General features: G+C 72.0%; 25 protein-coding genes. 13 read left to right on the forward strand and 12 right to left on the reverse strand.

Annotation, left to right across the window (positions count from 1 at the left end):
• Nucleotides 1-92 precede the first annotated feature (92 nt).
• From DEJ47_RS20080 to DEJ47_RS20100, 5 genes are all read left to right on the forward strand, one after another.
• Nucleotides 93-1,364, forward strand: coding sequence for an aspartate kinase (locus DEJ47_RS20080; protein ID WP_055569707.1), 1,272 nt, complete (start codon nt 93-95; stop codon nt 1,362-1,364).
• Nucleotides 1,361-2,419, forward strand: a complete 1,059-nt coding sequence (locus DEJ47_RS20085) for an aspartate-semialdehyde dehydrogenase (RefSeq protein ID WP_150170257.1) — start codon at nt 1,361-1,363, stop codon at nt 2,417-2,419. Before DEJ47_RS20080 ends, DEJ47_RS20085 begins: the two co-directional genes overlap by 4 nt.
• A 349-nt stretch (nt 2,420-2,768) precedes the next feature.
• Nucleotides 2,769-3,431: a SigE family RNA polymerase sigma factor gene (locus DEJ47_RS20090; protein WP_079075189.1), complete on the forward strand. Its 663-nt coding sequence runs from the start codon at nt 2,769-2,771 to the stop codon at nt 3,429-3,431.
• Nucleotides 3,432-3,691: 260 nt separating this feature from the next.
• On the forward strand, nt 3,692-4,822 hold the full coding sequence (locus tag DEJ47_RS20095; protein ID WP_223828416.1) for a hypothetical protein: 1,131 nt from the start codon (nt 3,692-3,694) through the stop codon (nt 4,820-4,822).
• A 64-nt stretch (nt 4,823-4,886) separates the two neighbouring features.
• Nucleotides 4,887-5,258: a hypothetical protein gene (locus tag DEJ47_RS20100; protein ID WP_150170259.1), complete on the forward strand. Its 372-nt coding sequence runs from the start codon at nt 4,887-4,889 to the stop codon at nt 5,256-5,258.
• Between the two features lie 10 nt (nt 5,259-5,268).
• Here DEJ47_RS20100 and DEJ47_RS20105 read toward each other — a convergent pair whose 3' ends face one another.
• Complete coding sequence (locus DEJ47_RS20105; protein WP_150170261.1) at nt 5,269-6,099, reverse strand: SURF1 family protein; 831 nt, start codon at nt 6,097-6,099, stop codon at nt 5,269-5,271.
• 134 nt (nt 6,100-6,233) lie between these two features.
• Nucleotides 6,234-8,033 (reverse strand): prolyl oligopeptidase family serine peptidase, encoded by a 1,800-nt coding sequence (locus DEJ47_RS20110; RefSeq protein ID WP_150175748.1) that lies wholly within the window; start codon nt 8,031-8,033, stop codon nt 6,234-6,236.
• Nucleotides 8,034-8,168: 135 nt separating this feature from the next.
• On the opposite strand from DEJ47_RS20110, the gene DEJ47_RS20115 reads away from it, so the two are divergent.
• Nucleotides 8,169-9,002 carry a class I SAM-dependent methyltransferase gene (locus DEJ47_RS20115; protein ID WP_150170263.1) on the forward strand — a complete coding sequence of 278 codons (834 nt, stop codon included), beginning with the start codon at nt 8,169-8,171 and terminating at the stop codon, nt 9,000-9,002.
• 3 nt (nt 9,003-9,005) lie between these two features.
• Here DEJ47_RS20115 and DEJ47_RS20120 read toward each other — a convergent pair whose 3' ends face one another.
• Nucleotides 9,006-9,545: a hypothetical protein gene (locus tag DEJ47_RS20120; RefSeq protein ID WP_150170265.1), complete on the reverse strand. Its 540-nt coding sequence runs from the start codon at nt 9,543-9,545 to the stop codon at nt 9,006-9,008.
• A 208-nt stretch (nt 9,546-9,753) separates the two neighbouring features.
• Between DEJ47_RS20120 and DEJ47_RS20125 the strand changes: the two genes are divergently transcribed.
• Nucleotides 9,754-10,569: an RNA polymerase sigma factor SigF gene (locus DEJ47_RS20125; protein WP_150170267.1), complete on the forward strand. Its 816-nt coding sequence runs from the start codon at nt 9,754-9,756 to the stop codon at nt 10,567-10,569.
• On the opposite strand, the gene DEJ47_RS20130 is transcribed toward DEJ47_RS20125, so the two are convergent.
• The 4 genes from DEJ47_RS20130 to DEJ47_RS20145 are packed head-to-tail and all read right to left on the reverse strand — an operon-like array spanning nt 10,556 to nt 12,809.
• A complete protein-coding gene (locus DEJ47_RS20130; protein WP_150170269.1) occupies nt 10,556-11,176 on the reverse strand; it encodes an alkaline shock response membrane anchor protein AmaP in 621 nt (206 codons plus the stop codon). The genes DEJ47_RS20125 and DEJ47_RS20130 overlap by 14 nt on opposite strands.
• Complete coding sequence (locus DEJ47_RS20135; RefSeq protein ID WP_150170271.1) at nt 11,173-12,096, reverse strand: DUF6286 domain-containing Asp23/Gls24 family envelope stress response protein; 924 nt, start codon at nt 12,094-12,096, stop codon at nt 11,173-11,175. Before DEJ47_RS20135 ends, DEJ47_RS20130 begins: the two co-directional genes overlap by 4 nt.
• Nucleotides 12,093-12,281, reverse strand: a complete 189-nt coding sequence (locus DEJ47_RS20140) for a hypothetical protein (protein WP_150170273.1) — start codon at nt 12,279-12,281, stop codon at nt 12,093-12,095. Before DEJ47_RS20140 ends, DEJ47_RS20135 begins: the two co-directional genes overlap by 4 nt.
• A gap of 3 nt (nt 12,282-12,284) precedes the next feature.
• Nucleotides 12,285-12,809, reverse strand: coding sequence for an Asp23/Gls24 family envelope stress response protein (locus DEJ47_RS20145; protein WP_223828417.1), 525 nt, complete (start codon nt 12,807-12,809; stop codon nt 12,285-12,287).
• Nucleotides 12,810-12,986: 177 nt separating this feature from the next.
• Here DEJ47_RS20145 and DEJ47_RS20150 point away from each other — a divergent pair, with 177 nt between their 5' ends.
• Genes DEJ47_RS20150 through DEJ47_RS20160 form a run of 3 tightly spaced genes read left to right on the forward strand, consistent with a single transcriptional unit; the run spans nt 12,987 to nt 14,532 of the window.
• Complete coding sequence (locus tag DEJ47_RS20150) at nt 12,987-13,529, forward strand: RNA polymerase sigma factor (RefSeq protein ID WP_150170277.1); 543 nt, start codon at nt 12,987-12,989, stop codon at nt 13,527-13,529.
• The gene (locus DEJ47_RS20155) at nt 13,520-14,194 is read left to right on the forward strand and encodes an Asp23/Gls24 family envelope stress response protein (protein WP_223828418.1); all 675 of its coding nucleotides are present in this window, start codon (nt 13,520-13,522) and stop codon (nt 14,192-14,194) included. The genes DEJ47_RS20150 and DEJ47_RS20155 overlap by 10 nt, the downstream gene beginning before the upstream one ends.
• Entirely contained in the window at nt 14,191-14,532 is a 342-nt protein-coding gene (locus DEJ47_RS20160; RefSeq protein WP_150170280.1) for an Asp23/Gls24 family envelope stress response protein, read from the forward strand. Before DEJ47_RS20155 ends, DEJ47_RS20160 begins: the two co-directional genes overlap by 4 nt.
• Nucleotides 14,533-14,547: 15 nt before the next feature.
• On the opposite strand, the gene DEJ47_RS20165 is transcribed toward DEJ47_RS20160, so the two are convergent.
• The 3 genes from DEJ47_RS20165 to DEJ47_RS20175 all read right to left on the reverse strand — a co-directional run bounded on the left by DEJ47_RS20165 (nt 14,548) and on the right by DEJ47_RS20175 (nt 16,116).
• Nucleotides 14,548-15,042 (reverse strand): hypothetical protein, encoded by a 495-nt coding sequence (locus tag DEJ47_RS20165; protein WP_150170282.1) that lies wholly within the window; start codon nt 15,040-15,042, stop codon nt 14,548-14,550.
• Between the two features lie 123 nt (nt 15,043-15,165).
• Nucleotides 15,166-15,564: an ATP-binding protein gene (locus DEJ47_RS20170; protein WP_150170284.1), complete on the reverse strand. Its 399-nt coding sequence runs from the start codon at nt 15,562-15,564 to the stop codon at nt 15,166-15,168.
• A gap of 141 nt (nt 15,565-15,705) precedes the next feature.
• Nucleotides 15,706-16,116 carry a rodlin gene (locus DEJ47_RS20175; RefSeq protein ID WP_150170286.1) on the reverse strand — a complete coding sequence of 137 codons (411 nt, stop codon included), beginning with the start codon at nt 16,114-16,116 and terminating at the stop codon, nt 15,706-15,708.
• A 291-nt stretch (nt 16,117-16,407) separates the two neighbouring features.
• Between DEJ47_RS20175 and DEJ47_RS20180 the strand changes: the two genes are divergently transcribed.
• The 3 genes from DEJ47_RS20180 (at nt 16,408) to DEJ47_RS37540 (ending at nt 18,238) form a co-directional block, all read left to right on the forward strand.
• A complete protein-coding gene (locus DEJ47_RS20180) occupies nt 16,408-16,809 on the forward strand; it encodes a rodlin (RefSeq protein WP_150170288.1) in 402 nt (133 codons plus the stop codon).
• 236 nt (nt 16,810-17,045) lie between these two features.
• On the forward strand, nt 17,046-17,237 hold the full coding sequence (locus DEJ47_RS20185; protein WP_237527685.1) for a chaplin: 192 nt from the start codon (nt 17,046-17,048) through the stop codon (nt 17,235-17,237).
• A gap of 98 nt (nt 17,238-17,335) precedes the next feature.
• Nucleotides 17,336-18,238 carry a chaplin gene (locus DEJ47_RS37540; RefSeq protein ID WP_150170290.1) on the forward strand — a complete coding sequence of 301 codons (903 nt, stop codon included), beginning with the start codon at nt 17,336-17,338 and terminating at the stop codon, nt 18,236-18,238.
• 385 nt (nt 18,239-18,623) lie between these two features.
• Here the strand turns inward: DEJ47_RS37540 and DEJ47_RS20195 are convergent, their stop codons facing one another.
• Both DEJ47_RS20195 and DEJ47_RS20200 read right to left on the reverse strand, forming a co-directional pair.
• Nucleotides 18,624-19,886: an FAD-dependent oxidoreductase gene (locus tag DEJ47_RS20195; RefSeq protein WP_150170292.1), complete on the reverse strand. Its 1,263-nt coding sequence runs from the start codon at nt 19,884-19,886 to the stop codon at nt 18,624-18,626.
• Nucleotides 19,879-21,177, reverse strand: a complete 1,299-nt coding sequence (locus DEJ47_RS20200) for an ATP-grasp domain-containing protein (RefSeq protein WP_223828720.1) — start codon at nt 21,175-21,177, stop codon at nt 19,879-19,881. The genes DEJ47_RS20195 and DEJ47_RS20200 overlap by 8 nt, the downstream gene beginning before the upstream one ends.
• Nucleotides 21,178-21,286: the final 109 nt, after the last annotated feature.

The raw sequence follows: 21,286 nt of genomic DNA on the forward strand, positions 1-21,286 counted from the left end.
CGATGCGATATCGCCCTGGCGAATTTCGGCCGCTCGTTAGACTGAGCCGACCGCAGTAGTGCGGTAAGAGACGGACTGAGCGAGGAGCGCACGTGAGCCTTGTCGTGCAGAAGTACGGAGGCTCCTCCGTAGCCGATGCCGAAGGCATCAAGCGGGTCGCCAAGAGGATTGTCGACGCCAAGAAGAACGGCCATCAGGTCGTTGTCGTGGTGTCCGCCATGGGTGACACGACGGATGAGTTGATCGATCTTGCCGGGCAGGTGTCGCCGATCCCTGCCGGGCGCGAATTCGACATGCTGCTGACCGCTGGTGAGCGGATCTCGATGGCCCTGCTGGCCATGGCGATCAAAAATCTGGGCCACGAGGCCCAGTCGTTCACGGGCAGCCAGGCCGGCGTCATCACCGACTCCGTCCACAACAAAGCGCGGATCATCGATGTCACCCCGGGCCGCATCCGGACCTCCGTCGACGAGGGCAACATCGCCATCGTCGCCGGGTTCCAGGGCGTCAGCCAGGAGGGGAAGAACATCACGACCCTCGGGCGAGGTGGCTCGGACACGACCGCCGTCGCCCTCGCCGCCGCTCTCGACGCCGAGGTCTGCGAGATCTACACGGACGTCGACGGTGTCTTCACCGCCGACCCGCGTGTGGTGAAGAAGGCCCGGAAGATCGACTGGATCTCGTTCGAGGACATGCTGGAGCTCGCCAGCTCCGGCTCCAAGGTGCTCCTCCACCGCTGCGTGGAGTACGCCCGCCGTTACAACATCCCGATCCACGTGCGGTCCTCGTTCTCGGGGCTGCAGGGCACATGGGTCAGCAACGAACCGCAAGGGGACCGCAAGGTGGAGCAGGCCATCATCTCCGGTGTCGCGCACGACACCTCCGAGGCCAAGATCACGGTCGTCGGCGTGCCCGACAAGCCGGGCGAGGCCGCCTCGATCTTCCGCGCCATCGCGGACGCCGAGGTCAACATCGACATGGTCGTGCAGAACGTGTCGGCCGCCTCGACCGGCCTGACCGACATCTCCTTCACCCTCCCCAAGGCCGAGGGCCGCAAGGCCATCGACGCCCTGGAGAAGACCCGTGCGGCCATCGGGTTCGACTCCCTTCGTTACGACGACCAGATCGCCAAGATCTCGCTCGTCGGGGCGGGGATGAAGACCAACCCCGGCGTCACCGCGACCTTCTTCGAGGCGCTCAGCGACGCCGGCGTGAACATCGAGCTCATCTCGACCTCCGAGATCCGCATCTCGGTCGTCACGCGCGCCGACGACGTCACCGAGGCCGTCCGCGCCGTGCACACCGCCTTCGGGCTCGACTCCGACACGGACGAGGCCGTGGTTTATGGAGGCACCGGCCGATGAGCCGTAAGCCGACGCTCGCGGTCGTCGGAGCGACCGGGGCCGTCGGCACCGTCATGCTCCAGATCCTGTCGCAGCACGCCGACATCTGGGGCGAGATCCGTCTCGTCGCCTCCCCGCGCTCGGCCGGCAAGAAGCTGGCCGTGCGCGGGGAGGAGACCGAGGTCATGGCCCTGTCCGAGGACGCCTTCGACGGGGTCGACGTCGCCATGTTCGACGTACCCGACGAGGTGTCCGCGCAGTGGGCGCCCGTCGCCGCAGCCAAGGGCGTCGTCGTGGTCGACAACTCCGCCGCCTTCCGGATGGACCCGGACGTCCCGCTGGTCGTCCCCGAGGTCAACCCGCACGCCGCGCGCGTGCGGCCGCGCGGCATCGTCGCCAACCCGAACTGCACGACCCTCTCGATGATCGTCGCCGTCGGCGCGCTGCACGCCGAGTTCGGGCTGCGCGAGCTGATCGTCTCCTCGTACCAAGCGGTGAGCGGGGCGGGCAGGGACGGCGTGGACACGCTGCGGCGGCAGCTGCAGCTGGTCGCGGGCAGCGAGCTCGGCACCAGCCCCGGCGATGTGCGCAGGGCCGTCGGCGACGACACCGGCCCCTTCCCCGAGCCCGTCGCGCTGAACGTCGTGCCGTGGGCCGGGTCCCTCAAGGACGACGGCTGGTCGTCGGAGGAGATGAAGGTACGGGACGAGTCGCGGAAGATCCTCGGGCTGCCGGGGCTCCGCGTCGCCGCCACGTGCGTGCGCGTGCCCGTCGTCACCACGCACTCCCTGACCGTCCACGCCCGCTTCGAGGACGAGGTGACGGTGGACCGGGCGCGCGAGATCCTCGCGACCGCGCCGGGCGTCGTGCTCTTCGACAATCCGGCCGCGGGGGAGTTCCCCACCCCGGCGGATGTCGTGGGCACCGACCCGACCTGGGTGGGACGGGTACGGCGGTCGCTGGACGATCCCACCGCGCTGGAGCTCTTCGTGTGCGGGGACAACCTGCGCAAGGGGGCCGCGCTGAACACCGCTCAGATCGCGGAGCTGGTGGCCGGGGAGTTCACGGCCGGCTGAGGCAGCCGTAGCCGCGTCTCCGGCGGTATTGGTACATACCACCCCAGGGCCGAGCCCTATGTGGGATCTGTGTAAGTTCTGTGTCCAACTCAGTGGTCGTGCGTCCTTGAACTGGATCATCTCCGCGTTCGAAGATTCGCTTCTGATCACTGCAACCGGCGACAGGCGGGGGGACGTCTTTAGCGGTCGCCCTTAGGGGCGGCCCGAGCGCCGGAATAATGGGCATAGGGGAAGAGCTGGTACGCATGGGGGCATTTGATGCATCGTCACGAGCGGTGCCCGCGCGACCTGCCGCAAACGCAACGACGGATGCGTACAACCCTGACGGGGGGAAGCGTGTCCAACAAGCGTGGCAGAGGTACTCGACTTCACAGCGGTACAGGCGAGAGGCGCGGCGACACTGCGCCCCACTCGCCGTCCCCGCGCGACCGGTGGCATGCCGGTGATCGCACCCATGCCCGCGGCGCGTCCGACCCGCATTCCGGCGCAGCGCGAGGGCGCTGACGACACGATGACCGCGGGCACAACAGTCGACCATCTCACCGAGACCTACCGCGCCCACTACAGGTCGCTGCTCGGCCTCGCCGCGCTGCTCCTGGACGACACGGCGTCCTGCGAGGACGTCGTGCAGGAGGCGTTCATCAGGGTGCACTCGGCGCGCAAGCGGGTGCGGGACCCGGAGAAGACGCTGGCCTACCTGCGCCAGACCGTCGTGAACCTCTCGCGGTCGGCGCTGCGCCGGCGCATCCTCGGGCTGAAGCTGCTCTCGAAGCCGATGCCCGACATGGCGAGCGCGGAGGAGGGGGCGTACGACCAGCTGGAGCGCGACGAACTGATCAAGGCCATGCGCGGCCTCCAGCGGCGCCAGCGCGAGGTCCTCGTGCTGCGGTACTTCGCCGACATGACCGAGGCGCAGGTCGCCGAGACACTCGGCATATCGCTGGGCTCAGTGAAGGCGTACGGCTCGCGCGGCATCGCGGCCCTGCGGGTCGCCATGGAGGCGCCGGCATGAGTGAGCGCAAGCGTGATGAGCAGGGCGGATTTGAGCGGCATGGCAGGAACGACGACGTGAACCACGGTCCTGTAGGCGATTCCGATACCGGGTCCGGGGCGGGGCCTGAGGCGGGTCCGGGCCCTGGGGCGGGTCCCGAGGCGAAGCCCGAGCCCGAGCCAGGGGTGGAGCCGGGGTCGGGGCCTGGGTCCGAGGCTGGGTCCGGGTCCGGGTCGGACGAGGGTGCCGGTGTCGGTGCCGGTCTGGACCGGCTTCGCGCCGTGGTCGGGGGCTCCGGCGCGGAGGGCGAGCGCGGCTCCGAAGGTACGCGGACGCAGGACGTGCGGGACGAGCAGGACGCGCAGGGCGTGCGAGACACGCAGGGTGTGCGGGACGCGCAAGGTGTGCAGGGTTACGAGGGTGACCTCGGGTCCGACGAGCTCGCGCTGCGGCGGTTGATGCGGCAGGCGGTGCAGGAGATCGAGCCGGGCGACCGCGCTCTCGAACATCTGCGGCAGGCCGTTCCCGCGCGGCGGGCCCGCAAGCGTCAGGCCGTCGTCGGCCTCGCCGCCGCCGCGCTCTTCATCGGCACCGCCGTCCCCGCCCTCGTGCACGTCACCACCTCCAACGGCGACTCGGACGACCGCACCTCGATCGCCGGCAACAGCCAGGACGCGCAGGGCGGCTCCGGCCAGGGCAAGGGACCCGACGGCGGCGAGAAGGACACCGGGGCGAAGCCCGACAAGTCCAAGAGCAAGGACAAGAAGGACAAGAAGGGCAAGAAGGACGGCAAGGGGGAGGGCGGCACGGGCGGCGGCGGTACGGGATCGCCCGACCCCTCCACCTCCGAGGTCGCCACCTCGCCCGTCTGCGACGCCACCCAGCTCGGCGCCACGGGCAGCACGAACCCGGCGGACGCCAACGGAGCGGTCTACGGCTCCTTCCGCGTCTCCAACATCTCCGACAGCAGCTGTACCGTCGAGGCGGCGGGTGCCGTCGCGGCGGTGGCGCAGGGCGCGGCCGACCCGGCGAAGGTCGGCGTGGTCGACCACACGGCGGGCGACGCGGCGGCCGGACTGCCCGACCCGTCGCTCGAGGCCAGCCCGCTCGTGCTGCAGCCCGGCGCGGCGTACGAGGTGAAGTTCGCCTGGCTCCCCTCGGACAAGTGCCCGACGGACAGCGGCGAGCCCACGCCCAACCCGACGCCCTCCGAGGGCGGCGGCAGCGGGACGCCGGAGGGCGGTACGCCCGACGGTATGAGCGCGCAGCTCGGCCGGGCGGACGGCGGCGTGGCCGACGGCAGCGTCGTGGTGTCCCTGACCGCGGAGGCGGGGGCGCCGTCCGCCGGGGCGACGATCACCAACGCGTGTGCGGGGACGGTGTACCGGACCGGGGTGCTGCCCGCCTCTTAGGGTCGGTTTTCAGGGGCGGTCTACCATCGCGTCCTGGTGACGGCGCAAGAAGACGGGAAAGCAGATGGCTCTCGAAGCAGGCCAGCGGGTGATGCTGGCGGCGGACACCCCGTTGACCGAGTCGGCCGAGGTGTCGGGGGTCGTCGTGGGGGTCCTGTCCCTGGCGGCGGGCACCGCCGGCACCGTCGAGCAGGTGGTCGGCCACCAGGACGAGAGCGACGACGTACGCGAGTACGAGCGGCTCAAGTCGCTGCTCGACGCCTTCGGGGTCGAGATGCCCACGGAGAGCAGGAAGCGGCTCGAAGAGAAGGTCGCCGCGCTGGAACCCGCGTGGACCGCCTTCCAGGAGCGGGCGCCGCGGGTGAGCGTGCGGGTCCGCTTCGACAACGGGTTCATCCTCGACGGGGCGGACGGGGACGTCTTCGTTCCTGCCTGAGGCGCGGATCCTAGGCGGTGGCTTCGGTGCCGGTCTCGGTCTTGGTCTCGGTCTCGGAGGGTTCCGGGTCCGGGAGCAGGCCGAGTCGTGCGTCGCGTGCGAACTCCGCCTCCCGGCGGAACAGCCGGAACCACATGAAGACGACGAAGCCCGCGAAGACGAACCACTCGCCGGTGTAGCCGAGGTTCTGGAACGCCTTCAGGTCCAGGCCCGTGTTGTTCGGCGCGGTCGCCGGGACCGCCTTCATGCCCGCGTCGGCCTTGTCGAGAGTGATCCACGCGTCGTACAGGTCGTCGCGTACGAGGTTGACCAGCGACGCGGAGCTGATCGCGCCCAGCTGGCCCTCGGGCAGGCCGCCGGCCGCGCTGACGCCGTTGGAACCCGGGCTCTCCGAGGCCTGGAGTGCGCCCTTGACGGTGACCTCGCCCTTGGGGGCGGCCGGGGCCTTCGCCGCGTTCGCGTCGCCGGGGAGCCAGCCGCGGACCACGGGCAGTGACTTTCCGTCGTCCGTACGGAGCAGGGTCAGCACGTAGAACCCGCGCTTCTCGTCCAACTCACGATCCGGTACGAGGAGTTGCCTGCCGTAGCGGCCCGTTGCCGTGGCCTGCTCGCCGGAGGTTTCCTTGTCGACGGGGAGGAGGGAGCGGAGGGGGCGGGCCGCGGCGTCACCATGCGCTTCCGCGGACTGTTCCTTCGCCTGCTCCTTGGCGGACTCGTGATCCTGTACGCGGTCCTCGAAGCGGCCGAGCTGCCAGGAACCCATGAAGATGCAGAAGGGGATGGCCAGCACGACGAAGACGTTGATTCCCCACCAGCGGGGCGTCAGCAGAAACCGGTACACACCCCCACGGTACGGGGCCCCCACGGGGCGCCTGCCCCTGGGGTCCGCCACTCTCCCCGCCCACACGACCGGCCTCCCCCAGACCCACCCCGCCGCTCCGCGGCGGAGCGGTGGGGTGCCGGGTGGTGTCGGGGCTAAGGGAGGTGGCGGGAGGCGAAGTCGAGTTCCAGGGCGACCTGCTTGATGCGCTCGTCCACGACCAGTGACCCGTGCCCCGCGTCATACCGGTACACCTCGTGCGTCGCGCCCCGAGAGGAAAGACGGTCCACGTAGTTGTCGATCTGGCGGATCGGGCAGCGCGGGTCGTTCACGCCCGCGGAGATGTAGACGGGGGCCTTCACGTCGTCCACGTACGTGAGCGGGGACGACGCCCGGAACCGCTCGGGCACCTCCTCCGGCGTGCCGCCGAGCAGTGTGCGGTCCATCGCCTTCAGCGCCTCCATCTCGTCGTGGTACGCCGTCACGTAGTCCGCGACGGGCACCGCCGCCAGGCCGACCGCCCAGAAGTCGGGCTGCGTGCCGAGGCCGAGCAGGGTGAGGTACCCGCCCCAGGAGCCGCCCGCGAGGACGAGCCGGTCGGGGTCGGCGAGGCCGGACGTCACCGCCCACTCACGGACCGCCGCGATGTCCTCCAGCTCGATGAGGCCGACGCGGTGCTTGAGCGCGTCGGTCCACTCCCTGCCGTACCCCGTGGAGCCGCGGTAGTTGACGCGGACGACCGCGTACCCGTGGTCGACCCAGGCCGCGGGTCCCGCCGCGAAGGAGTCGCTGTCGTGCCAGGTGGGGCCGCCGTGCACCTCGAAGACGGTGGGGAGGGGGCCGGAGGAGCCGGCCGGGCGCTGCACCAGTGCGTGGATGCGGCCCCCGGGACCGTCCACCCACACGTCCTCCACGGGGACGGACTTCGGCGCTTTCATGCCGGGCGGGTCGAGGACCACGCCGCCCGCCGTGGACCGGACCACCGGCGGTTCGGCCGCCGACGACCACATGTACTCCACCGAGCCGTCGGGGCGGGCCGTCGCCCCTGAGACGGAGCCCGCGGGCGTGTCGATCCGCTCCAGCTCGGCCGTCGCCAGGTCGTAGCGGAACAGTTCGCCCCGGGCCTCGAAGCCGTGGGCCACGAGGAGCGCGGAACCGTCCGGGTACCACTCGGCGCTCACGTCGCCCGGCAGGCCGAGCACCAGGTCGTTCTCCTCGCCCGACGCGACGTCCCACACCATCGGCTCCCAGCGGCCGCGCCGCTGGTGCCCGACGAGCAGGCGCGTGTCACCGTCGACCGGGGCGAAGCCGAGGACCTCCAGGCCCAGCTCGACCGTGCCGCCCTTGGTGTCGTCGAGCTCGGCGACGGTCGAGCCGTCGGGCCTGATCACCCGGAGGGCGGAGTGCATCGCGTCGCCGTGCTCCGTGTGCTCGACGGCGATCAGCGTGCCGTCGTGCGAGAGGTCGCCGACGCCCGCCGACTCCCGGTGGCGGTACACCTCGACCGGGGCGGGGCTTCCGGGACGTACGACATGGATCGTCGAGCCGTCGTCGTCCGTCGAGCGGCCGACGACCACCGTCGCGCCGTCCCTGCCGAGGGCGAGGCCCGCGGGATAGGAGGGCTCCAGACCCGGCACCGCGGGCTCGTCCGCGCCGCCGCCGAACGGCTGGCGCCGCCAGACGCCGAACTCGTCGCCGTCCGTGTCGTCGAACCACCAGATCCACTGGCCGTCGGGCGACAGCGCGCCGTCCGTCGTGCCGTTCGGCCGCTCCGTCACCTGCCGCTGGACGCCGGTCGCCCTGTCCCATGCGTACAGCTCATACGTCCCCGTTGCGTTGGACACGAACAGGGACCGGTCCGGAGCGTCCTCCGCCCAGTCCGGCAGGGACACCCGCGGCGCCCTGAACCGCTTCTCCCAGTCCGGCATATCCGGCTCACTCGACATGTCCGGCATGCTGGACCCCGCCCCCGTGACGTCCTCTGCACCCGGCCCGCTCGTCGCACCCGTCTCGCTCATGCCCCCCATAGTGCCTGCCCCCGCCCACAATCCGCTGGCGGGAGTCCCCAGCCTGTGGATAACTTTCCGTCCATGTACTCCCCAACGCCCGCCGACTGGCGCGAGACCAACCGGAGACGCTGGGACGAGAGGGTCCCCCTCCACCTCGCCAGCGACTACTACGGCCTCGACGCCTTCCGCGCCGGCAAGGACCCCCTGCGCGACCACGAGCTCGCCGAGGTCGGCGACGTACGCGGAAAGTCCCTGCTGCACCTGCAGTGCCACATCGGCCTCGACACCCTGTCCTGGGCGCGGCACGGCGCGTCCCGCGTGGTCGGGCTCGACTTCTCCGAACCGGCCGTCGAGGCGGCCCGCGAGCTCGCCGCCGAACTCAACCTCACCCCTGAGCAGGCCACCTTCGTCGCCGCCGACGTGTACGACGCGGCGGAGGCGGTGCCCGACGCCTCGTACGACATCGTGTACACCGGCGTGGGCGCCCTCGGCTGGCTGCCCGACATCCAGCGCTGGGCCGAGACCGCCGCCTCCCTGGTCGCACCCGGTGGCTTCCTCTACCTCTCCGAGTTCCACCCGCTCACCGACGTCCTGGACGACGCCACGGGCTCGCGCGTCGAGCACGACTACTTCGCGCGCGACGCCTGGGTCGACGACACTCCTGGTGGATACGCGGACACGACGACGCCCACCGTCCACAACCGCACCGTCGAGTGGCAGCACCCGATCGGCGACGTCGTCTCCGCGCTCGCCGCCGCGGGCCTGCGCATCGAGTTCCTGCGCGAGCGCGACCAGACCCTCTTCCAGCGCTTCGGCGCGCTCGAACTCCGCGACGGCGTCTACCGCTTCCCCGGGGACCGGCCCCGGATCCCCCTCATGTACTCCCTGCGGGCGAGCAGACCCGGGGGCCGGTGACCGCTACGGGAGAGGGGAGGGCGGGCGCAGCCAGCCCTCCTGACGCGGCGCGAACTCGCCGAGCTTCGTCCAGTCCCACGACTGCAGCACCTCACGCCCCTGGTCGTCGTCCGGCCTGATGACGGCGACGACGACGTCCGGCGTGTGCCGGGTGAGGAGCAGCGTCCGCAGCCGGTACGCGACGTCCGAGCCGCGCTCCGCGGGCGCCACCATCACCTCGCTCAGCAGGAACACCCGCCCCGAAGAGGTCTGTTCGACGACGGCGGGCGACAGGACGTGGCGGAAGGCCTCCCACCATTCGCCGCCCCGGTCGGCGCGGTAGCCGTAGAGGCAGCCGACCAGGTTGCCCGCGACGTGCGCCACGACCATGTCGAAGTCCGTCTGCTGTACGTCGTGTTCGAAGCGGCGCAGGAAGTCCGCCCGGACGCCGCTCGCCCCGCCACCGGTCTCCGCGCCACTGGTCTCCGTATAGAGGTCGGCGACGGCCTCCCGCTGCCCCTCCGCCTGCCAACGGCTCAGCCGCCGCAGGAACATCTCCGCCATGTGCGCCTCCCGCTCCGCCCTGTGAGGGCGACTCCCCCCGCACCCTGAATTCGCTTGGTGAGCTTAATCCTGGAAGGACTGGGCAGGCGGGACAATGGATATCCGGTCCGTGCTCCCGAGCGAAGGTGAACCAGTGCTGACACCCACACAGTTGACTGCGGCATCTGTACAAGAGGAAGCGCGCACGGCTGTTGCTCCTTGGGATGAGATGTCCAGCAGCGAACTGCCGTGGGTCGAGGACGCGGGAAGCGTCGCGCCCAAGGACGCGCGGGACCTGTCGAAGATCTTCTTCGACAAGCTCCAGGTCCTCGAGGAGGGCACGCACGAATACCAGTACGCGCGCAACACCCTGATCGAGATGAACCTGTCGCTGGTGCACTTCGCGGCCGGCCGTTTCCGCGGCGGCAGCACCGACATCGACGACATCGTGCAGGTCGGCACGATCGGCCTGATCAAGGCCATCGACCGCTTCGACCTCTCCCGCGAGGTCGCGTTCAGCACCTTCGCGCTGCCGTACATCAGCGGTGAGATCAAGCGGTTCTTCCGCGACACCACGTGGGCCGTGCACGTTCCGCGCCGCCTCCAGGAACTCCGCGTCGACCTGGCGAAGGCCAAGGAGGCGCTGGGCGCGGAGCTGGACCGCGAGCCCACCGTCCGTGAACTCGCGGACCACCTCGACCTCACCGAGCAGGAGGTCAACGACGGCCTCGTCGCCGCCAACGGCTACACGGCGGGCTCCATCGACGTCCCCGTCAGCCAGGACGACGGCTCGCAGGGCCGTGACTACGCCGACGTGCTCGGTGAGGACGACCCCGCCCTCGACCTCTTCGAGGACCTGCACGCGCTCGCCCCGCTCATCGAGCAGCTCGACGAACGCGAGCGGCACATCATCGGGATGCGCTTCGGCCAGGAGATGACGCAGGCCCAGATCGGCGAGGTGCTCGGGATCTCCCAGATGCACGTCTCACGGCTCCTGACCCGCACCCTCGCCAAACTCCGCTCGGGACTGCTCACCGAACACTGACCCCACGGGCCGGATCGTCCCTGCCGCGCCCGCCCGTGAGCCGTACGTCGGCGGTCAGCGGGCGCGGTGACACCGCCGTCCTCGTCTCGGCCACCGTCTGCCGGGCGAGACACCGCAGCACCGCCTCCGGAGAGGCGTCCGGCGCCAGGGACAGCGTGATGCGGGCACGCACCCCGCGCGGACCTCCACGCGAGCGCCGCGGCCCCGCGCGCAGCCGCACGCGCGCGTGGGCGACGCCCTCGATCCCGCGCGCCCGCTCGGTCATCGCCGCCGCCAGCGCGGCCCCGGCCAGGGTGACGTCGGGCTGCCCGAGCGGCAGTTCGCGCAGGCGCCCGCCGCGCACCTGCGCCCACACCCACCACAGGAGCAGGAGTACGCCGACGGAGAGCCCGGCGATCACAGCCGGTGTCCACCAGCCCTGGTCGCGCCATCGCCCGAGCTCCGCCCCGTCGACCCACACCCGGTCCGCGCCGAGCCGCGGCGCGTCCGACGGCAGCCGGTCGCGTACGACATCCGTCGCGGTGGCGAGCACGGCGCCCGCGCCGAGGAGCGCGGCGCCCAGACAGAACAGGGCGGTGCGGTTGGCCCCGGTACGGAGGCCGCTCATCCGTCGACACCTCCCCGCGCGGGCGCGCGCCACGCCGGTTCCGTGCGCAGCCCGACCCGCAGCCGTGGCGGCCTCGCCGTCCCGCAGGACGCCAGGGTCCGCTCCGCCGTCTCCGTCAACGCCGCACGCGCCGCGTCGATTTCACCGAACGCGAGTCCGGCGCGCACGGTGACCCTCCGCCGTCCGACGCGGACCCGCGCGCGCGTGATGCCGGGCAGGCCGGACACGGCCTCCCGCAGCAGCGCCGCCACCGTGCCCCGGTCGACGACCGCGTGGACGCCGGACAGCGGCGGTCGCATCGGGAGCCGGCCGCGGGAGCCGGGCGTGACGGCGAGGACCATCAGCCACACGCCGAGACAGAACACCGCGAACGCCGCCGCGGCGCCCGGCCACACGCCCCGGTGCGGCCCGTGCGTGACGAGCCACTCCGTGAAGTCGGCCCGCCACCGCGCGGGCGCGCGTCCCGCCGCGTGCACGGAAAGGACGTCGTACAGGAGCACGCCGCAGGCGGCGGCAGCGACGACCGCCGCCACCGCCACGGGCACACGGCGCGCGGACCACGGCCGCCGCGCCCGCACCCCGCCGGTGGACTCAGCGGCCTCCGGCTCCCCGAACTCCGCCGCCCGCACGTTCAGCTCCCGCACCCGCACCCGCGCCGACGGCACGGTGAGGCCGGTGAGCCGTGCCGTGCGACCGGCGACGTGCGACCGGACGCGTTCACCGGACTCGTCGAGCGGCGCGGGATAGGGCAGCGTCACGGCGACGTCGACCCGGGCCCTGCGGCCGCGGACCGACGCCGTGCTCCGGTCCGTCCGCACCTCACCGGGCGCGAGCGCCTCCGTCGCGGCCCGTTCGGCGATCCGCCGCACCGCGCGGTCGGCGACCTTCGTCGCGCCGCGGTCCGCCGCGGGAACGCTCATCGCCGCCCCCGGCCCCGGCCGCCGCTGAGGAAGCCCCGTACATCCGTGCCGTCCTCCACGAGGCGCCCCACCCCGAAGCCGACGGCGCCGAGCGCGCCGACCAGCAGGAACGCCCCGAAACCGCCGAACCACGCGGCGAACCCCAGGGCCATCCCGGCGACCAGGCCCACCAGAGCTGTGCTCACCGGTTACTCCACGCGCGTCTCGCCGGCGGAGTCCGCGCTGTCGTCGTCGGGCAGTCGTACGTCGTTGACGGCGACGTTGACCTCGACGACCTCCAGCCCGGTGATGCGCTCCACGGCGGCGATGACGTTCTCCCGCACCTCGTGGGCGACGTCCGTGATGGGCACGCCGTACTCGACGACGATGTCCAGGTCGATCGCCGTCTGCCGCTCGCCGACCTCGACCTTCACCCCGCGCCCGACGTTGGGGCGCCCGCCGGGGACCCGGTCGCGGACGGCGCCTATCGTGCGCGAGAGCCCGCCGCCCATGTCGTGCACGCCGGGGATCTCCCGCGCGGCCGTCCCGGCGATCTTCACGACCACCACGTCGGCGATGGACGTCTTGCCGCGGGTCGCGGCCGGCTCCGCGGCACCGGTGCGGCCCGTCACGGTCGTGCTGCCCGGCACGCTCTGCACGGCGCCGGTGTAGCCCTGCTCGTCGCCGCGTGACGCCGTCGCGGCCGTCTTCGTAGTGCTCTCCTGAGTCGCCATGAAAGGCATCTCCTCGTCGTCAGGTCGTGGGGGACTGCTCAACCCCTAGGACCCGTGTGCCCCGGATTCGTTACGCGTCTCGCGCGAACTTTTCCGCCGGAGCCCGCGCCCGTGCCGCGTAACGCGAGTGGCCCGCGGCGTGTCACAGGTGTACGACTGGAGCGAGAGGAGCCACGTGTGCCGCGCGACGACGGGTTGCTGGCCGTACGGGCCGCCGAGGGCGACGAAGAGGCCTTCGAGCAGCTCGTGCGCCGTCACGCGCCCGGCCTGCTGCGGCTCGCCACGCGGCTGCTGGGGAGCCGGACGGAGGCCGAGGACGCGGTGCAGGACTCCTTCGTGAGCGCCTGGCGGAAGGTGCCGGAGTTCCGCAGGGACGCGCAGTTCGGCACGTGGATGCACCGCATCGTCACCAACCGGTGCCTGAACGTGCTGCGGGCCCGCCGCCCCGCCCTCGACCTCGGCGAGGTGCCCGAGCCGCAGGCTCCGGAGCACGAGGCGTCCCCGGCCAGGGTCGCCGAGTCGCACGCGGCCGTGGAGGACCTCGGCAGGGCGATGGAGGGACTGTCACCGGAACAGCGCGTCTGCTGGGTGCTGCGCGAGCTCAACGGCCTCCCCTACGACACCATCGCCGAGACGGTGGGCATCAGCCCGGAGGCGGTCAGGGGCCGTGTCTTCCGGGCGCGGCGCCATCTGACGGAGGCGATGGCCGCATGGCGCTGAACGAGGAGCACGGGCCGATGACGGACGAACCCACGACGGACGGACCCGACGAACGGCTCCCCTGCGGCCGTGCGCTGTGGGACGTCTGGGAGCACGCGGAGAGCGGCGCCCGCGATCCGCACGCCGAGGCCTGCCCGCACTGCACCGAGGCACTGCGCACGCTGTGGCGCCTGGAGGACGTCGTGTCCGTCGCGCGGGACCGCGAGGGGGATCCGCGGGAGTACGAGTCCGACGCGTCCGCGCTCGTCGGCCGCGTCATGGACGTGGTCCGCCTCGAACTGCGCCCCGGCCGCACGCTTCCACTGGGTGAGGCGACGGAGGACCTGTGGATCGTGGAGGCCGCCGCGGCCAGGACCGTCCGCGCGGCCGCCGATTCCCTGCCGGGGGTACGGGCGGGCAGCTGCCGCATCGAAGCGCTCGCCCAGGAGGAGGGCACCGCTCCCGCGAGCCGGTGGCCGCGCGGTCCCGTGCACATCCGCGCGGAGGTGGCGGTGTCCCTCACCTGGAACCTCCAGGAGGTCGCCGGGCGGGTCCGCCGGGCGATCCTGGAGGCGGTCGACACCGAGCTCGGCATGCGCGTCGCGGCTGTCGACGTGACGGTCGCCGACATCCTCGACGAAGCCGCCGACGACGACGGCGACACCACGGAAGGACGGTTCCCGTGACGGAACGACTCGCTTCCAGTGCCGCAGTGGCCGAGGCCGTCCAGGAGGCCGTCCTCGGCACGCGGGGCGTCGCCTTCCTCCGTCCCGGCCTCGCCGACCTCCTCCGCGCCGCCGCCCCGCGGGGACGCGGCGCCACCGTGTCCCCGCGCTCCTCGGCGGTCCGCGTGGGCCGCGACAAGGGAGGCGCGGGCTGGCACGCGGAGGTCTACGTCGTCCTGCGGCGAGGCCATCGGACCCTCGACGTCACCCGCGAGCTGCGTGCCGCGGTGACGGAGGCGGTGGACCGGCTGACCGGCGAGCTGTCGCGGGTCTCGGTGACGGTGACGGGACGCGTGTGAGGCGGCGCCTGCCGCCTAGGCGAAGGTGACGTCCCCCGTCGCGTCGGCCAGCGTCTTCGTCTGCGCCGTACGCGAGTCCACCGACGTCATGGCCACGGTGACCGAGGCCTCGGTGCCCTTCTCGACCCCGCCGATGAAGGTGTGCCGCCAGGGGTGGGCCGTGGCGGTGCCGTCGCAGGTGCCTTCCAGGATCTGCTCCCTGGAGGTGCTCGACGTCGCCTTCTTCGGGACGGGCAGCTCGGGGAGGCCGAGCCACTGGTAGAGGCCGGACACCGCCTGCTTCTCGTCCGCGTTCAGCTCGCGTTTGTGCTGCGTCCGCAGCGTGACCCTGAGCCGTACGGGCCCTCGGACGCCCTCGCACGTGTACGTGCCGGTGACGACTGCTCGGGTGCCGTCCGGGGTGAGCCGTGCCGTGGGCTCCAGGGTGACCTCGTGCCGGTCGGCGGCGTTCGCCGCGCCGGGCAGCAGGGCCGTCGCCGCGGCCACCGCTGTCACGAGGACTGTCTTCACGTATCGCTGCACCGTAGGGACCGGCCCTTCCGGGAGGGAGTGGGGTACGGCCTCATGGAACCCCGTGCCCGCCGGTCCGCCCGGTAGCCACACGGGTGCGTGCCGTGCCCCTGGGGGCGTGGTTCACGCGGCCAGCGGTACGCGGGCGACGATGCACTTCCCGCCCTCGGGAAGGCGTGTCACGGACACGTCGTCGGCGAGCTGGCACACCGATGGCCAGCCGTGTCCGCCGCTCATGAGGAGGCTCGTGCGCGGGCGGGACCGTGGGACCACGTCGCTGCCGTCCTCGACGGCGATCTCGATGAAGCCCGGCCGTACCCGGCATTCGAATCCGCGCAGGCCGCCTCCGTGCCTGAGCGCGTTGGTGACCAGTTCGGAGGTCACCAGAACCGCGTCGTCGACAGCCATTTCACTGGCGTCGTTGTGCCCCTGGCGCAGTAGCGCGCGTACGACGTCCCGGGCGGCGGCCGGGGTTCGGGGGCGGGTGAGGACGCAGGTTTCCTGCGTGCTGTCGGTTGTCACAGCGCATCACTCCCACCGATGGTGTGGGGACTGTTCACTCTTCGGTTGCCCGAGGAGTCCACCGCCACACACGTGGTCCGGGCGGTTCGCCCGGTCGGCGCCCCGAGGGCGCCGCCGGGCGAGTGATGCCGGTCGGCTGGATCAGCCGTTGTGGGCGCCGTTGCCGGCCAGGAGCGAGAGGTCGTCCAGGACGTGCGACAGCGGCTCGTCGCCCTTGGCCTGGGTCGAGTTCTCGGTGCACTGCTGGTTCTGCGGCGCCGAGAGGATCGGGATGTCCTGGATACCGACGTTGACCAGGGCCACGATGTTCTGGATGTTGGCCTTGGCCGGGAGGCCGATGCAGGGCTTGTTGAGCGAACCCTGGATGAGCGCCATCTGGGGGCTCATGTTGCCGTACGTCGCGGAGTTGCCGAACGACTGCATGGCGTTGTTGCCGCTCATGGTCTCGGTGCTGCTGTCGTCGCCGATGGCGAGAGCCGTGGGCGCTGCCGCCGCCGACATGCCGACGACGGAAGCCGTGACCGCAGCTGCAGCCATAACCTTCTTGATCACAGGTGTTCCTCTCTGAGTTAGCCCCGTCCTCGGAGCGCCCTGAGCAACTACCGGGGACGGGATGAGTTGCTGGAATTCACTCCTATGGCCCAATACGCGGCCCCGCGGCGGTGAGAAACAGTGATCTGTGAATAATCAGACGATTATTTCGGTGCGGGCTTTTCCCGGGTGGATCCGTCGTCATGGGGGCCACTGATCGATCCGATGGAGTGAATGCGCGGAACCAAACGCGGGGCGGGGAGTTGAACAGGCCGCAGTAACGTGAGCGTCTGCCCCAGAAAAGGAACCCAAATGCTTAAGAAGGCTATGGCGACGGCAGCAGCCGCCGTCGCCGTTTCCGCTGGTATCGCCGCCCCCGCGATGGCCATCGGCAACGACAGCGGCACGGAGTCGATGAGCGGCAACGGCGCCAGCCAGTCGTTCGGCAACTCGGCGACCAAGGGCGACATGAGCCCGCAGCTGTCCCTGGTCCAGGGCTCGCTGAACAAGCCCTGCATCGGCCTCCCGGCCAAGCTCAACATCCAGAACATCGTGGCCCTGGTCAACGTCGGCGTCCAGGACATCCCGATCCTCTCGGCGCCGCAGAACCAGCAGTGCACCGAGAACTCGACCCAGGCCAAGGGCGACGAGCCGCTGTCGCACCTCCTGGACGACCTCTCGCTCCTGGCCGGCAACGGCGAGCACAACGGCTGATCTGCCGCACCGCAGTAATTGCTCGGGCCGCCCGAATTCCTTCCTCCTCGGGTGGCCCGAGCTTTTTCATGCCTTGTCATCGCATTCGAGTGAACTTCCGAAAATTGTCAACTCCGCGGTTCCCTATGCTTCTTCCGCTCGTTGACCAGGACTCAGGTCGCCGTTCAGGCGTGACCCGAAAGAAGGGAAAAGCTGTGAAGCTCAAGAAGAGCGCAACGATCATTGCCGGCGCCGTCATGGCTCTGAGCATGGGCGCCCCGGCGTTCGCCGACGCCGGTGCGGAGGGCGCGGCCGTGGGCTCCCCGGGCGTCATCTCCGGCAACAACATCCAGGTGCCGGTCCACGTTCCCGTCAACGTGTGCGGCAACACCGTCGACATCATCGCGCTCCTGAACCCGGCGTTCGGCAACCAGTGCGTGAACGACTGACGTAGGCGCCCAGCTGTTCCCGCTGTGCCTCAGCCGGCCCCGGCAGCCCTTTCGGTGCCGGGGCCGGCTTCACCCTCCGACAGAGAAAGACCAATAGATTGCGACAGGCCCTCAGCAAAGGAATGCTCTCCGCCGCGGCCGCCACGAGCATCCTGTCCCTGTCCGGTGCCTCCGCGTTCGCCGCCGGTGGGGCGAACGGACAGGCGTCAGGTTCGCCAGGCTTCTTGTCGGGCAACAACGTGCAGGCGCCGGTGGAGGTGCCGGTGAATGTCTGCGGCAACAGCGTGAACGGCGCGGGGGCCGGCAATCCGGCCTTCGGGAACTCGTGCGGCTCCTCTTCCCACGCGCACGGTCACACGCACTCCGGGCCGGGGGCGTCGCGTTCGGTGCCGAGCGCCCCGAAGGCGGCCTCGCACACCACCGACGGCTCCGCCCGCCCGACGGGCTCCACCGGTTCCTCCGCCGTCGGCGACGCGGCCCGCTCGCCCGGCGTGCTGGCGGGCAACAACGCGAAGGCACCCGCCGACGTGCCGGTGAACGCCTGCGGCAACACCGCCGACGTGGTGGCCGGCCTCTCTCCCGCCATGGGCAACGGCTGCAACGCCGAGGCCGGTGCCGGTACCTCGTCGCACCACCACGGCCAGCACCACCCGGGCCGGCACCAGGACCCCCACCGGCAGCCGCCGTCCGGCGTCGTCCCCCCGGCGGGGCACACCCCGCAGGGCCCCGGCACGCACCCCCGGGCGATGCCCCCGGGCCACCCCGGCGCCAACGGGCACTCCGAGGCGTCCTCGTTCACCGCGCCGGGCCACGCGCCGCACGGCGACCGGGCGGCGCGACCGGTCCACGCCGCTTCGGCACACGCCGCTCCGGCCCCCGGCGACATGCTCGCGGCGACGGGCGTGGACGGCACACTGCTCGGCGCGGCGGGAACCAGCGTGGCCCTGCTGCTCGGCGGCGCGATTCTGTACCGGCGCGGAATGCCGGCGCCTGGGCGCTGAACGGAATAGCGGGGGCGGGAACGGCAATACGCCGGCAGGGAAGCAGACGGAATTGCTTCCCTGCCGGCGCAAGGGAGGTAGAGACCTGCCTCTTTGAATGTCGCTCACCCACGGCATAGAAGCCGACGGCTGGCGGAAAGCGACCGGGCCTGTCCCATGAAGCGCATCAAGTGCATCACCGCACGGCCCGCGCGGGAAGAGCCATTCACCCATTCGCCCGCGGTGTCACTCATAAGAGAGCCGTTTTGGTGGCTCGGCTTCGGTGGAGCGATCACGGACACGGAAGCCGAGCCCGGTGGCGTCGGCGCGTCACCTGAACCGAGGCTAGAGGCAACGGAGTTGGGCACCGGGTCGCCACGCCCCCGCGCGTCCCGGTGCCACCCGTTCAGCGTGCGCCCGCCACCGTCCGGCGCGCGTGCTCCTCGTACGACCGGACCGGCCGGGGTGTCCGGCGTCCGCGCCCTACGTGCCGTTCGACGCCCCGCACCAGGCGGTCGGCGGTGAACGCGGCCCCGTACACGAAGCGCATGGCGGGCCCGAAGCTCGACGCGGTCGTCAGGCCCGCGAGGAAGAGGCCGGGCCGCGAGGTCTCGAAGCGGTCGCTGACGTAGGGCGTGCCGTCGGAGAGGGAGCGCAGCCCGCCGCGGAGCTCCGGCGGCAGGACGCCGATGCGGTCGGTCGTGGCGCGGAAACCGGTGGCGGCGATGACGTGGTCCGTCGCGAAGCTCAGGCCTCCGCCGCCCGCGGCGACGGTGTTCACCCGGACGCGGCCTCCGACGGCGTCGGCCGACGCGATCCGGTGGCCGACCCGCACCTCGACCCGCGGTTCGACGCGGTCCCTGACCCACCACGCCCCCGCCGGGCCCAGCGCGTCGGCGGCGACGCGGGCGCGGGTCCGCTCGGGGAGGAGCCGGAAGGCGCCGGGGGTGTCGGCGTAGAACTTGTTGCGCCAGCCGCAGCCGAGGCCGGTGTGCGGGGCGCGCAGCGACTCCCACCACGGCCGCTGCCAGGCGGGCGGCACGGTGTTCCAGCGCACGCGCGGGGACCGGGCGAGGATCCGCACCCGGGTGCCCTGTTCGGCCAGGAGCGCGGCGGTCTCCAGGGCCGCCTGCCCGGCGCCGAGCACCGTCACGTCCCGGCCGCGGAAGTGCGCCAGGTCGGCGTGGTGGCTGCTGTGCGAGACGTGCTCGGTGCCCAGCCCGCGGACGGCGCGGGGGATCTCGGTGAAGGGCAGCACGCCCACGGCCAGGGCCACCGCACGCGCGTGGTGGGTCTCCCCGTCCTCGGTCCGTGCCTCGTAGCCGTCGGGGGCGGCCCGGACGGAGGCGATGAGGCGTTCGTCGACGGGTGGGGACGCCTGCTCGGCGAACCAGAGGCCGTAGGACGCGAAGTGCTCGATGGGCAGGGGCCTGCCGTGCTCGGCGGGCAGGTTCTCGCGGGCGCAGTACGCGGCCAGGCCGAAGCGGCCCGCGGGGTCGGACAGGTCGGACGCCCACGGCTCCGACTTCAGGAACATGCCGCGCGGCATGTGGTCCCGCCAGGACGCCATGGGCCTGCCGAAGATCCGTACGTCCAGGCCGGCCGCCGCGGCGTGTGAGGCGACCGAGAGGCCGTAGGGGCCCGCTCCGACGATCAGCAGGTCATGCATCGGTGACTGCTCGCTCTCTGGTGGGCGTGCCGGGGAGTACGGCGGGCGCGTGCTCCCGCGCCCTGATCGACAGGGACGTCAGGATCCGGTGGGTCCGGTGGCGCAGGGCTGCGCCGATCCTGCGCGTCACGTGGCGGCGCCACAGGCGGCGCAGGGCGGCGCCCGGCGCCGGGTCGTCGTCGGCGTGCCAGGCGAGTTCGTTGCCGGGCGACGGGCGCGGGCCGGGGCGGGAGAGGGCGCGCAGGGCGGCCAGCGGGGCGTAGTTCTCGACCAGGAACGTGCGGCCGGGCAGGGGGTCGGGGGCCGGGGCGGGGCGGTGGGTGAGGTCGAGGTGCAGGGCGCGTACGACGTCCGTGTCCGTGCCGTCGGCGAAGAGGCGGAACTGGGCGCCGGGCCGCGGGTTGAAGTCGATGAGGTGGTAGTCGCCGGTCTCGGCGTCCCTGCGGAAGTCCAGGTCGAAGATCCCGCGGTACTCCAGGGCGGCCACGACCTGCGCGGCGGCGGACCGCAGCGCGGGGTTCTCGGCCCACTCACCGCTCACCGTCAGGCCGGCCGAGCGCGGCCAGGAGCGGTGCTTGCGGCCCGTGCCCCCGCCGCGTACGACACCGTCGCGGCCCGCGCAGCCGTGCACGAACCAGTCCGCGTCGCGGGCGCCGGGCACGAACGCCTGGAGGAGCAGGCGGCTGCCCGCCTCCGCGCGGCGCTCGAACAGGTCGGAGGCCTCGCGCGGGGACCGGATCACGGTGGTGCTGCGCAGGCCGGCGTCGCGGGGCAGCAGCCAGGGGCGGCTCCACTTCGCGACGACGGGGGACCCGAGGCGGTCGACGGCGCCCGCGGCCTCGGCGGCGGACTCCGGCGCCAGCGTCGTGGGGTGGGCGACGCCCGCCTGCGCGCAGACCTGCGCGAGGGTCGCCTTGTCGGCGACGCGCTCGGCGACGTTGCCCGCCGTGCGGGGCAGCAGGAAGCAGTCGGTGAGCTCGTCGTACAGGGCGCTGACGGCGAGCGCGCTCGCGTCGTCCAGGGGGATCAGCACGGCGGGTCCGGACAGGCGGCGCGAGACCCGGCGCAGCACGGCGGCGACCTCGGCGAGCGACGCGCCGGGCATGGGGGGCGCGTGCATCCGGTGGAGGTGGCGGGAGCGCTGTACGGGGCTGCGCCGGTCGTCGGCGACCAGGTGGACCTCGACGCCGGCCCGCCCCAGCGAGCGTACGGCGCCGAGCGTCCCGTGGTGAAAGGGATTCCTGTCGATCCGCAACAGGACGGCAGGAATACGTGTATCCAGAGGCTGCAACGTCACCCTCGATTGTCGATCGCCCATGCGGGCGATGTGGTGGAACACAGGATTAGAAGCACGATTGGCGCAATAGAAATACATATGACGGAGTGTCAGTGAGCTGTTC

It is taken from the genome of Streptomyces venezuelae, from assembly GCF_008642355.1.
GTDB lineage: Bacteria > Actinomycetota > Actinomycetes > Streptomycetales > Streptomycetaceae > Streptomyces > Streptomyces venezuelae_B.